Origin of the sequence: Cryobacterium sp. TMS1-20-1 (genome assembly GCF_004402355.1) — a bacterium.
Classification (GTDB): domain Bacteria; phylum Actinomycetota; class Actinomycetes; order Actinomycetales; family Microbacteriaceae; genus Cryobacterium; species Cryobacterium levicorallinum.
Genome location: NZ_SOGF01000002.1, coordinates 56,381 through 68,099 on the forward strand (window position 1 = coordinate 56,381; position 11,719 = coordinate 68,099).

Consider the following 11,719-nt stretch of genomic DNA (forward strand, 5'->3'; position numbering starts at 1 on the left):
ATGCTGTCCAGCCTGCTGCCTGGATTGCGCGACCTGCGCACGCCCCGCACTGTCGGCTCTCTCTGGCTGACCAGTCTCTGGGTACTGTTCGGCTCCCAGATTCCCAGTTCGACCGCCGAGGCCGACGGGCTCGCGCACGAACTGTTCCGCCTGGCCGGCGCCTTCGGTGCGCCCATTCTGCTCGCCGGCGGGACGGCGTAAGCCGGTCTCGGAAACCCGTGGACCGACGCGCGGGCCGGGCCGCGTGGGCATCCGCTCTGAAAGAGACCGCGAATTGGGGCAATCTGCCACTGCCGCTATGCTCTGGGTGGACCGAGAGGAATATATGAGAATTTCTGTCATTGGATGTGGTTATCTGGGCGCCGTACACGCGTCAGCTATGGCCGAATTGGGGAACGATGTCGTCGGAATCGACGTCGACGCCGCCAAGATCGCGCAACTTGCCATCGGCAAACCCCCGTTCTTTGAACCTGGACTTCCCGAGGTTCTCACCTCGGCCATAAACAGTGGCCGTCTGCGATTCAGTACCGATATAGCGGATGCCGCCGGCTCGCAGGTGCACTTCATCGCCGTCGGCACACCGCAGAAGCCCGGCAGCTACAGCGCCGACCTGCGTTATGTCGATGCGTCGATCGAGTCGCTCATTCCGCATCTGGCCGACGGCGATCTCGTCGTGGGCAAGAGCACCGTTCCGGTGGGAACCGCGGCCCGCCTGGCCGAGCTCATCGCCGCCGGTAGTGGCGCGTCGCTGGCCTGGAACCCGGAGTTTCTGCGCGAGGGATTCGCCGTGCAGGACACCATTAGCCCCGACCGTCTGGTCTACGGCGTCGCCCCGGGCGCGCCCGGCGAGCACGCGGTCGAGCTGCTCAACGAGATCTACGCCACGGCGCTCGCCGCCGACACCCCCCTGGTCATCACCGACTACGCCACCGCCGAGCTCGTCAAGGTCGCCGCGAACGCGTTTCTCGCGACCAAGATCAGCTTCATCAACGCCATGGCCGAGATCGCCGAGGTCACCGGTGCCGATGTCACCCAGCTGGCGGATGCCATCGGCTACGACGGCCGCATCGGCCGCCGTTTTCTCGGTGCCGGCGTCGGATTCGGCGGCGGCTGCCTGCCCAAGGACATTCGCGCCTTCACCGCCCGCGCCGAAGAGCTGGGTCGCGGCGAGTCCGTGGCTTTTCTCAAGGAGATCGACAAGATCAACCTGCGTCGCCGCCAGCGCGTCGTCGACCTGACCACCGAGGCCCTCGGTGACACGGTCTACAACGCCAAGGTCGCGGTGCTCGGACTGAGCTTCAAGCCGCACTCCGACGACGTGCGCGACTCGCCGGCACTCGACGTGGCCGTGCAGCTGCGCGGTCTGGGTGCCGAGGTGGTGGCGACCGACCCGGAGGCCATCGAGAACTCGCGGGCGCGGCATCCGCAGCTTACTTACGAGGAGTCCCTCGAAGACACACTGCGGGGAGCGGATGCTGTCGTGCTCGTCACCGAGTGGCCCGAGTTTCGGCACCTCGACCCGGTCTGGGCGGGTTCGCTCGTGAAAACGAAAACCGTGATCGACGGCCGCAATGCGCTCGACCCCGCCGTCTGGCGTGCCGCCGGGTGGACTTATCGCGGGCTCGGGCGGCCGTAGTACTTCGGACGGGGCCCGGGCCCCGCGCAGGACACCCCGTGGGCGCGAGCGTAAACTCGACTGAATGTGGCTTCGGGGAGTACTCGTGGCGGCCCTCGCCGCCGCCTCGGCCTGGGGCGTGCACACCGCAGTACCCGCCATTCCGCTGCTCACCGTGGCCGTGGTGCTCGGAATCATCGTCGGCCAGATCCCGGCCGCACGTCCCCTGCTCGCTGGAGTCCTCGCACCCGGCCTCGCGGTCGCTACCAAGCCGTTCATGCAGCTCGGAATCGTGCTCCTCGGCCTTAAGCTCAGCCTCGTCGACATCATGGCGCTCGGCTGGGTGACCATCGCCACCACCGTCGCGATTGTGCTCATCACCTTCGCCGGCACGCTCGGACTCGGCCGCTGGTTCGGCCTGCCCGGTCATCAGCCCCTGCTCATCGCCACCGGATTCAGCATCTGCGGCGCCTCCGCAATCGGGGCCATGAGCGGCGTCGTCAGGGCGAAAGACGAGGAGACCACCACCCCGATCGCGTTGGTCACCCTGTGCGGAACTCTTGCGATCGCCGTGTTGCCGCTGTTGTGGCATCCGCTTGGGCTCAGTGCGGTGCAATTCGGACACTGGGTCGGCGCCGGCGTGCACGACGTCGGCCAGGTCGTCGCGACCGCACAAATCGCCGGCTCGGCCGCCCTCGCCGTCGCCCTCGTCGTCAAACTCACCCGCGTGCTCATGCTCGCCCCGATCGTGGCCGTCGCGTCCATCATCGAGCGCCGCCGCATCGGCGTGATCGAAGCGGATGCCGCCACTTCGGTCGACCCCGCTGCCGGTGACACTTGGGTGCCCGGCCCAGCCACCCGGAGCATCCAGTCGACGCGGCCACCGATCGTTCCGCTGTTCGTCGCGGGGTTCATCGTTGCGATGCTGGTGCGTACGCTGGTTCCGCTACCCGTCGAGGCGTTCGAGACCGCCGACCTGCTGCAAACCGCACTGCTGGCCATGGCGCTGTTTGCCCTCGGCGCGGCCGTCAATCTCGGCACGCTTCTGCGCACGGGCGGCCGCGCACTCGCCGTCGGGCTGCTCTCCTGGACCCTGATCGCTGTACTGGCCTTGGGTGCCGTGCAGCTTTCCTGACCAATCATGATTGAATTTGCTACTCCTGAGTCAGAAGCAATCACTTAGATGCGTGCCCGTGGCTGAGATCGTCGTGGCCCGGAGCACGCAGGCCGCGGGGGAGCTGGTGGCCACGGAAATTCGCCGGCTGATCGAGTCGAAGGCCGATTCTGTGCTGGGGCTCGCGACCGGGTCCACGCTCTTGCCGGTCTATGCAGCCCTCGCGGCGTCCTTTCGGGCGAACCCGCTCGTCGTTCACCGTGGCACCGACGACCGGGTCGATGTCGTTCACCCCGATGAACGCCAGATCAAGCCGCACCTGGGTGAGCACCGATTCGGCGTAGGCGCCGACCAGCTCGTAGGAGCGCGCGTGCACGACTCCGTCGGTCACCACGGTCTTGATCTGCGGTCGCATCGCGAGTTGCGCGGCAATATTGATCGCGTTCGTCACGACCGTGAGGTGGGCGTGCGGGCTGGCCTGCGCAATATCCGCGCGGGCACTGAGCACACCGACAATCGCCGTGCTGGTCGTGCCGCCGCAGAGCCCGACAACGTCGCCGCGGGTCACGAGTGCGCTCGCCGCCCGGGCGATCTGCAGTTTTTCGGGCGCGTGACGCTCCTGCTTGTAGCGTGCCGGCAGGTCGTAGGCGACGGATTGCCCGATCGCACCGCCGCGCGTGCGGGTGAGCAGCTGCTGTTCGGCGAGGGTGTCGAGGTCCCGGCGCGCGGTCGCGGCCGACACTCCGAGCTTGGTGATGATGTCATCGACCTCGATTTGCCCCGAATCGGTGAGCAGATCGAGCACGGCGGCGAGCCGTTCGGCGCGGTTCATGGTCGCTCGCTCTCGTGGGGCCGGATCGTCAAGAGACATGCGGGCGCAGGGCCCAAGCCGAGGGGTCATAAAGGGTTCGAAACTGATTGATACTGATCGAAAACTAGGCTTCTCAATCACTGTAGTTGCGCGGAGGAGGTGGGCGCCTCGTCGGCAGGGTGGGGCGGCTCGTTGTGGCGTTCCTGTATGTACGTCGGTCTCACGCGCACGGGTGAGGTCGTGTCCGTCAGGTAAACAATTGGGCCGGGTTTGCCTCGGTAGCTGAGATTACGTCATAATCGCAGGACGTGCCCGGCCGACGGGTAAAAGTCGCCGGGTGAAAACAGGTGCCAGTTCCGCAACCCGAGTCGGAGGCTACATGTCCGTTCAGCCCACCCTGGAGCGCCGACAACCCGCGCCCGGAGCCACCGGAACCGGCGGCAAGTCCGCCACCCGCACCTTTCGCGGCGACATCGAGGGCCTGCGCGCGATCGCCGTGATCGTCGTCATTTTCGATCACCTGCTCGGCTGGCCGTCCGGCGGATTCATCGGCGTCGACATCTTCTTTGTCATCTCGGGCTTTCTCATTACCAGCCTGCTGCTCAAGGAACACGCCCGCACCGGCCGCATCTCCCTCGTCGACTTCTACCGCCGCCGCATCCGCCGCATCCTGCCGGTATCACTGCTCGTGCTCGTCGTCACCGTGGCGATCGGCTACCTGCTCCTTCCGAGTGCCCGCGCCCTCAGCACCCTCTGGGACGGTGTCTACTCGGCACTGTTCGTGGCCAACTGGCACTTTGCCTTCGTCGGTACCGACTACCTGCAGGCCACCAATGCGGTCTCTCCGCTGCAGCACTACTGGTCGCTCGCCGTCGAGGAACAGTTCTACTTCGTCTGGCCGTTCGTGCTCATTGTCATCTTCGCCCTGGCCGGCCGCCGCACACTGAGCGCCCGCGCCCTGATCACGACCGTCGCCGTCAGCACCGGTGTTATCACCCTCGGCTTTCTGGCCTGGAGCTTCTTCGAAACCTTCACCAGCAGCGCCATCGCGTACTTCTCCACCGGCGCTCGCGCCTGGGAACTCGGCATCGGCGCCCTCCTCGCCGCCTCAGCCCCCGGCATCGCCAAACTGCCGGCGGCCCTCCGCCCCGTGCTGGCTTGGCTCGGCCTCGTCCTGATCGTGGCGAGCCTCGTGTTGATCAGCCGAGACTCGCCGTTCCCCGCGCCGTGGGGTCTGCTGCCGGTCGCGGGAAGCGCCCTCGTCATCGCCGCCGGCATCGGATCCTCCGAGCAACGCTGGCTCTTTCCCCTCACCAACCCGGTGAGCCGCTACATCGGCAAGATCTCGTACTCCCTCTATCTCTGGCACTTTCCGGTGGTCATCCTGCTCGCCACCGTCTTCGCGACCGACTCGCCGATCTACCTGCCGCTTGCCCTCGTCCTCATGGTCGCCCTCTCGGTGTTCTCCTTCCACTTCGTCGAAGATCCCATTCGGCACTCGCTCTGGCTCGAAAGTTCGCAAACCCGTCAGCGAGAACGGATGCGCCGCCCCGCCACCCCGCACCGCTCCGGCCTCACCCCGGCCAAGGCCTGGATCGGCGCCCTCGTCGTCGTCACCCTGGTCATCGTCTCGGTGTCCTTTGTTGCCTTGAAGTCCCGCACGTCGTCGGACCCGTCTGCCGATGCCGCGCCGATCGGTGCCGAGGCCAACCTGGGTGTGGAAGCTCCCGCCGAACCCGCCGAACCCGCCGCCCTGCTGGCCACCCGGCAGGCCGCCATTACCGCGGCCCTGGCGAACACGGCCTGGCCCGAGGCGACGCCGGCGTTCGACGCCCTCAGCGACAACTCCGGCGCGCCGGAATGGGTCGACGACAACTGTCTCTCGGTGAGCGAGAAGAACGCCGCCGGCTGTGTCTATGGCGACCCGGCCGCGGCCAAGACCGCGGTTCTGCTCGGCGATTCCATGGCGATCAGCTACATGCCGGCCATCCGCGCCGCGCTCGAACCGCTCGGCTACAACGTGCGTTCGCTCACCATGTTCTCCTGCCCGGCCGTGAACATTTCGGTCGCGGCCAAGAGCGCCTCCGATGCGTCCGCAGCCAAGTGCGACGCCCACCACGCCTGGGTCTACGCCGAGGTCGCTCGCCTGTCGCCCGATCTCGTGCTCATGTCGAGCCTGGCCGGATCCATCGTGCGCCTCGCCAGCGGCAACGAGGGAGCCGATGCCCTCACGGAGTGGCAGACCGCCACGGCCGCCACGATTACCGCGCTGCAGGAGTCCACCGACCACGTCGCTGTGCTCTCACCGCCGCCGGCCAGCACCCCGTTCGCCGAGTGCAAGACCCTCACGAGCGAGCCGACGGACTGCATCTACAGCCCGTCGAACCTGTACCAGAAGGTGGTGACGGCCGAGCAGGCCGTGGTTGAGCAGCTGGGCGATTTCGCCCAGTATGTGAACGTCGTGCCGTGGCTCTGCGTCGACGAGCGCTGCCCGGCCTTCATCGACAACACCCCGGTATTCTTCGACGGCCAGCACTTCGTGCGTGAGGCGAGCACCCAGCTCGGCCCGCTGCTCGCCGAGGCGCTGTTCCCGTCGGCCGCGTAGCCGCCCAAGGCGCATGCGAGTGGATGCTGCCGGCCTGGCCGCCGCATCCACTCGCCGTGGTCTCGTGGCGCGCGGCCGCCCCCGATTTCGGCAGCCGCTACGGTAATCGCCGTAGCGCGCACTCAAATGGGGCGCGCGCATCCGCTCGCTGCAGACTCGCCTCAGTGTTCGCGCGGCCGAAACTCGCGCGGCCAATCGCTCGCGCGAATGCGCTTGATCTCCTTGACCACGCCGGTGGTTCCCCACTCGTCGAGGCCGAGCCGCGATAACGGTCGCAACTTCTCAATGAGTGGATGCCCGCCGTCCAACACCGCAGACGACACCGCGACGTGCGTCACCTCGCCGAACACTAGCGTGCAATCGCCCAGTTCGAGCGTGGAGTGCAGGCGGCACTCGATCGCCGCGGGGGACTCGGCCACCCGCATCGATGAAACGGTCAGGCTCGGTTCGCGGGTGAGCCCGGCGCGGTCAAACTCGCTCTCCTCCGGCCCGAAGTCGGTCCCGGTGGCATTCACTTCCTCGAACAGTGATTCCGGCGTGAAATTCACCACGAAGTCCCCGGTTTCAAGGATATTGCGCACGGTGTCCTTGACACCCACCGAGGTGAATTGCACGATCGGCGGCGAAACGGATGCCACGGTGAAGAATGAATGCGGCGCCAGGTTGTCGACCCCGGCTGCCGAGCGGCTCGACACCCAGGCAATCGGCCGCGGAACCACGAGGGAGTTCAGCAGGCGGTAGAAGTCGCGGCGGGCAAGGTCTCGGGGATCGAAGTCGGTACGCACTCGCTCAGGCTAACAACTCACATCCCTCCCCGGCCCAGCTCACCCCGGCCGGCCCCCACGATCGATAGACTGGCCTGATGCCTATTCTTCCCCGCCTGGTGGCCTTCGACCTCGACGATACGCTCGCGCCGTCCAAGTCCGCGCTCGACCCGACCATGATCGACCTGCTGGTGAAGCTGCTCGGCGTCACCGAAGTTTGCGTCATCTCCGGCGGTCAGTTCGGCCAGTTCCAGGCGCAGATCATCGACAACCTGCCCTCGATTCGCCCCGATCTGCTCGCGCGGCTGCACCTGCTGCCCACCTGTGGAACTCAGTACTACCGCAGCGAAGCCCAGGGCTGGACGCAGGTCTACGCCGAAAACCTGACCAACGAGCAGAAGACCCGGGCCCTCGATGTCGTCGAGCAGACCGCGCGCCGCCTCGGCTACTGGGAGAGCGACACCTGGGGTCCCATCCTCGAAGACCGCGGCTCGCAGATCACCTTCTCCGCGCTCGGCCAGGCCGCCCCGGTCGCCGCCAAGATCGCCTGGGACCCGACCGGTGAGAAGAAGAACACCCTGCGGGAGGCCGTGCAGGCACTGCTGCCCGACCTTGAGGTGCGTTCGGGGGGGTCGACTTCCGTGGATATCACCCGGCAGGGCATCGACAAGGCTTACGGAATGAAGCGGTTGGCCACCATCACCGGGGTCGACCTCGACGACATGCTGTTCGTCGGCGATCGCCTGGACGAGAATGGCAACGACTACCCGGTCAAGGTTCTCGGCGTCGAGTGCATCGCCGTCGAAGGCTGGCCCGACACCGTCGCCCTGCTCGAAGACCTGATTCCGCGCTACGTCACCGTCTGACCGCGCGGCAGCCCCCGGTACGCCGGCGCGCCGCGTCTAATTCAGGAGGACTGCTGCAGGCGGATGCCGAAACACGCGGGTCGCCACTCCGCTCCCGGCAGATTTCCTGATTTAGCCCCGGGGGCAGCTCATCAACCGCGGTCACGCGGTCGGCACCGCTGTAGCTTCACCCCGAGTTCAAGGATTCTCCCGCTGCAACGGACCGCTTCGGCCGCCTGACCGCCCCTGCAACCCGGTCCGAGATTCCCTCCTGAGTTTTTCTCGTGTACATTTCGTCTGTGAAAGAGATACAGGCCCCCGAGAATCGTGAGTGGATCAACTTCGCCAAGGGCGCGGCGATCATCCTCGTCGTGCTCTACCATTCGTCGCTGTTTCTGAATGATCTCGGCCTGGCCGGAAGCACCCCGCGACTGCGCCTGGTGCTCAGCTACTTTCCCATGCCGGTGTTCTTTTTCATCGCGGGCCTCACTGCCCGGCGCATGCTCACCTGGAACCTGCACGACCTGTGGCGGCGCCGACTGCTCACCCTGGTCTACTTGTATCTGCTCTGGTCGGTTATTCGCGTGCTGTTCTACGTCGTCGTGCCGCACCTGCGGGGAACCGAGCGTTCCCCCACCGACCTGCTCAATATCATTCTCCTGCCGGTCTGGCCGACCAGCAGTTACTGGTTCATCTGGGCCCTCGCCGTTTTCACCCTGCTCGCCTGGCTGCTACGCAAATTGCCGATCAGCGTGCAGATCACCCTCGCCGCACTGGTCGCCGCAGCGTCCACGACACCAAACCTGCTCGACCTCGACAATGTCGGCTGGGACCGAGTCGCCGCCAACTTCATCTTCTTCATCGTCGCGGTCTATTTTCCGCACACCGTGTACCGGCTGGCTGCGCGGGTGCGGGTCTGGCACGCCATCGTGTTGGTAGTGGCTTACCTCGGCCTGGCCGTGCTCCTGGTGCCGTTCCACCTGTCCCGTCTGCCCGGCCTGATCCTGCTCGAAAGCGCCGTCGCCGTGGCCATGGGGGTCGCCCTGGCCACCCTGCTGGTGCGCGTGAAATGGCTGAATTTTATGAACACGCTCGGCCAGTACAGCTTTCAGGTTTACCTGCTGCACCTGTTTCTCGTGGCCACAGCCCTCGCCTTGCTCGTCCCGATCGCCGAGGCAGCCTGGCTGGAACGCGCGGCCAACGCCCTGCCGTTTCTGCTCGCCGCCATCGTGCTCGTCGCCTCGGTCTACCTTGCCAAGCTCCTGCGCCGGTTCTCCTTCCTCTGGGTCAGCCCGTTCCGCAAGCGGCAGGCCAAATCGGTCTCGCATCGCGCACGGTTGAACGGAGACCTGCTGTGAAGCCCGCGCGCGCGGCATTCGTTGGCCTGCTGGTCGTTTGTCTGCTCTTGAGCGGATGCTCCGCCACGCCGACCACGCCCGACCGGTCTGCGCCGCCCGGCCCGGTCGTGGTGGAGCACGACCTGCAGTACGGCACGGCCAAGGGGCAGGACCTGATGCTGAACGCCTGTCTGCCCGAGGAGAAGACTCAGCGCACCCCGGCCGTTATTCTCATTCACGGCGGCGGATTCGACAGCGGCAGCAAAGATTTTGGCGGCATGACCGCCCTGTGTGAGGAGCTGGCCGGCAGCGGCGTGGCGGCGTTCGCGGTGGATTACCGGCTCGCCCCGAAATTCGCCTTTCCGGCGCAGGTGAACGATGTCACCGACGCGCTCGAGTGGCTGCGCGATCCGCAGCAGGTCAGGGAATTCAACATCGACCCCGAGCGCATCGGACTGCTCGGCAGCTCGGCCGGGGCGATCATCGCCTCGTCGATCGGCACCAACGGCTCCGGCAGCCTCACCGAGGGCGACCGGGTTGCCGCGGTCGTAGCGCTGTCGCCGGCGGTTGACCTCACCGAGACGGGCCTCAGGCGTGGTCGTCCCTCGAGGCTGGCCGTCGGGTCGATCCTGCAATACCTCGGTTGCGACGACTTCACCGATTGTCCCAACTCGCGTACAGCCTCGCCGCTGTACGCCGTCGACAAGACCGATCCACCGTTTTACCTCGCCATCTCGAAAAATGAATTCGTTCCGGTGCAGCAAGCCGAGGCGATGGCGGACGCACTCACGGCCGTCGGCGTTCCCGTCACCCTCGACGTGAAACCCGGTGAACGACACGCTTTGGAGCTGCTCGACGAGGCAACCCGAGCGAGTATTCGTCAGTTTCTGATCGACAATCTCGTGAACTCCTCAACACGGACGGATTAAATCTTCAATATTGACGGTCCAAAAGTGAGGATTTTTATGCCAACATAGGTTTCTGTCGTCGTACACCCGAAGTACGACGCATTAATCACTCGGAGAGAAGCGCGCATGGAACTGAAGCGTCTGGCTCGAATTCTACGAAAGCGATGGATTCTCATCGTGGCTTTCACCTTGTTGGGCGTCGTCGGTGGGGCCGCAGCCGCGTTGCTCACCCCCGTGCAATACCAGGCCTCGACCCGGGTCTTCGTAGCCGCGCAGATTCAGATCGGATCCACCCCCGGTGATCTGGTGCAGGGCAACAACTTTGTCGTGCAGAAGCTGCCCTACTACCTCGACGTGGCGACCAGCCCCCGCGTGCTCGACCCGGTGATCACGAGCCTGGGCCTCGACGAGACCGCCGCCAACCTGGCCGAGCGGGTCACCGCCACCACCCAGCCCGGTTCGGCCGTCATCGAAATCACCGCCCTCGCTTCGACAGCGGATGCCGCGCAGCAACTCGCCGAGGCCGTGTCGGAAAGCTTCACCGACGTGGTCATCAACCAGCTGGAAACCCCAGCGGACGGCGGAGCCAGCCCGGTCACGGTCGGTGTCCTCAACCCCGCGGTGGTGCCGGACAACCCGGCGCTGCCCCAGCTCTACCTCAACCTCGCTGTCGGCCTGCTCATTGGACTGTTGGTCGGCCTGGTGACCGCGTTCCTGATCGGACTGCTCGATCGTCGCATCTACAACCGTGACGACATCGAGCGCCTCACGGTGGTTCCAGTGCTCGGCGGCATCCCCCTTGAAGCGCACGCCAACCCGCTCATCACCCCCGACGGTCCGGCCACCGCACGCGCCGAGGCATTCCGGGTGCTGCGCACGAACCTCGAGTTCGCCGACGCCGATACCAGCCGGCGCAGCCTGGTCGTGACGTCGTCCGTCACGGGTGAGGGCAAGACCACCACCCTGGTCAACCTTGCCATCGTGCTCGCCGAGAGCGGCGCGACCGTCGCCGTGATCGACGCCGATCTGCGCACGCCCCGGCTGGCCGACTACCTCGGCCTTGACCCAGACCGCGGCCTGACCGACGTGCTGGTCGGGGATGTGCCGCTCAAGGATTCCTTGCAATCGTGGGGCACGCTGCATCCGCTCACCGTGCTCTCCTCCGGCAAGATCCCCACCAACCCGAGTGAACTGCTCGGTTCGACGGCCATGGGCACCGTGCTCGATGTGCTCAGCAGCAGCTACGACTACGTACTCATCGACGCCCCGCCGGTACTCGCGGTCACCGACGCTGCTGTGCTCAGCCGCTGGACCGGTGGCACGGTTTTGGTAGTTGGCGCCAACCGGGTGAGTGAGGCTGAGTTGCTCGCCGCGTTCGACGCCCTCGAAGCCGTCGGCACGACGCCGCTCGGCGTCGTGCTTGCCATGGTCCCCACCCGCGGCCCCGACGCGCTCGTGCGCGACGGCGGATTCGCGGTCTCGCCACGCCCGCCCCTGCGCCCGTCCCTGCGGCCGAGCCGATCCGCCGCCGCGACCGCGATCGATCGCGGCCCAACGCCGGTCGAGAGCGACATTTCCTCGACAGACAACCCGACCCACACCCGCGTCACCTGGTAATTCAGCGACACCTGCTCAGCCTTACCAGTTCAGCTTCGCCGATCGACAACTCCACCGCCCGAATAGCGCACGTTCGATGACGCACGTTCGAAACCGTCCCACC

At 66.2% G+C, this 11,719-nt stretch carries 10 protein-coding genes; 8 read left to right on the forward strand and 2 right to left on the reverse strand.

Annotation, left to right across the window (positions count from 1 at the left end):
- From E3O45_RS00520 to E3O45_RS00530, 3 genes are all read left to right on the forward strand, one after another.
- A complete protein-coding gene (locus E3O45_RS00520; RefSeq protein ID WP_134441077.1) occupies positions 1 to 201 on the forward strand; it encodes a hypothetical protein in 201 nt (66 codons plus the stop codon).
- Positions 202 to 325: 124 nt separating this feature from the next.
- Complete coding sequence (locus E3O45_RS00525; RefSeq protein ID WP_134441078.1) at positions 326 to 1,636, forward strand: UDP-glucose/GDP-mannose dehydrogenase family protein; 1,311 nt, start codon at positions 326 to 328, stop codon at positions 1,634 to 1,636.
- A gap of 64 nt (positions 1,637 to 1,700) precedes the next feature.
- Positions 1,701 to 2,750 (forward strand): YeiH family protein, encoded by a 1,050-nt coding sequence (locus E3O45_RS00530; RefSeq protein WP_134441079.1) that lies wholly within the window; start codon positions 1,701 to 1,703, stop codon positions 2,748 to 2,750.
- Positions 2,751 to 2,790: 40 nt separating this feature from the next.
- On the opposite strand, the gene E3O45_RS00535 is transcribed toward E3O45_RS00530, so the two are convergent.
- Positions 2,791 to 3,561 carry a DeoR/GlpR family DNA-binding transcription regulator gene (locus tag E3O45_RS00535; RefSeq protein WP_241985156.1) on the reverse strand — a complete coding sequence of 257 codons (771 nt, stop codon included), beginning with the start codon at positions 3,559 to 3,561 and terminating at the stop codon, positions 2,791 to 2,793.
- A gap of 358 nt (positions 3,562 to 3,919) precedes the next feature.
- Here E3O45_RS00535 and E3O45_RS00540 point away from each other — a divergent pair, with 358 nt between their 5' ends.
- Complete coding sequence (locus tag E3O45_RS00540) at positions 3,920 to 6,145, forward strand: acyltransferase family protein (protein ID WP_134441080.1); 2,226 nt, start codon at positions 3,920 to 3,922, stop codon at positions 6,143 to 6,145.
- 161 nt (positions 6,146 to 6,306) lie between these two features.
- On the opposite strand, the gene E3O45_RS00545 is transcribed toward E3O45_RS00540, so the two are convergent.
- Complete coding sequence (locus E3O45_RS00545) at positions 6,307 to 6,930, reverse strand: flavin reductase family protein (protein WP_134441081.1); 624 nt, start codon at positions 6,928 to 6,930, stop codon at positions 6,307 to 6,309.
- A gap of 77 nt (positions 6,931 to 7,007) precedes the next feature.
- On the opposite strand from E3O45_RS00545, the gene E3O45_RS00550 reads away from it, so the two are divergent.
- The 4 genes from E3O45_RS00550 to E3O45_RS00565 all read left to right on the forward strand — a co-directional run bounded on the left by E3O45_RS00550 (position 7,008) and on the right by E3O45_RS00565 (position 11,616).
- Positions 7,008 to 7,775, forward strand: a complete 768-nt coding sequence (locus tag E3O45_RS00550) for an HAD-IIB family hydrolase (protein WP_134441082.1) — start codon at positions 7,008 to 7,010, stop codon at positions 7,773 to 7,775.
- Positions 7,776 to 8,053: 278 nt separating this feature from the next.
- Positions 8,054 to 9,112 carry an acyltransferase family protein gene (locus E3O45_RS00555; protein WP_166789340.1) on the forward strand — a complete coding sequence of 353 codons (1,059 nt, stop codon included), beginning with the start codon at positions 8,054 to 8,056 and terminating at the stop codon, positions 9,110 to 9,112.
- Entirely contained in the window at positions 9,109 to 10,020 is a 912-nt protein-coding gene (locus tag E3O45_RS00560; protein WP_134441084.1) for an alpha/beta hydrolase, read from the forward strand. Before E3O45_RS00555 ends, E3O45_RS00560 begins: the two co-directional genes overlap by 4 nt.
- A gap of 105 nt (positions 10,021 to 10,125) precedes the next feature.
- The gene (locus E3O45_RS00565; RefSeq protein WP_134441085.1) at positions 10,126 to 11,616 is read left to right on the forward strand and encodes a polysaccharide biosynthesis tyrosine autokinase; all 1,491 of its coding nucleotides are present in this window, start codon (positions 10,126 to 10,128) and stop codon (positions 11,614 to 11,616) included.
- Positions 11,617 to 11,719 lie beyond the last annotated feature (103 nt).

Coding starts and splice junctions, on each gene's coding strand:
- E3O45_RS00520 (WP_134441077.1), top strand. CDS start 1: ATGCTGTCCAGCCTGCTGCCTGGATTGCGCGACCTGCGCACGCCCCGC.
- E3O45_RS00550 (WP_134441082.1), top strand. CDS start 7,008: ATGCCTATTCTTCCCCGCCTGGTGGCCTTCGACCTCGACGATACGCTC.
- E3O45_RS00535 (WP_241985156.1), bottom strand. CDS start 3,561: ATGAACCGCGCCGAACGGCTCGCCGCCGTGCTCGATCTGCTCACCGAT.
- E3O45_RS00540 (WP_134441080.1), top strand. CDS start 3,920: ATGTCCGTTCAGCCCACCCTGGAGCGCCGACAACCCGCGCCCGGAGCC.
- E3O45_RS00530 (WP_134441079.1), top strand. CDS start 1,701: ATGTGGCTTCGGGGAGTACTCGTGGCGGCCCTCGCCGCCGCCTCGGCC.
- E3O45_RS00565 (WP_134441085.1), top strand. CDS start 10,126: ATGGAACTGAAGCGTCTGGCTCGAATTCTACGAAAGCGATGGATTCTC.
- E3O45_RS00525 (WP_134441078.1), top strand. CDS start 326: ATGAGAATTTCTGTCATTGGATGTGGTTATCTGGGCGCCGTACACGCG.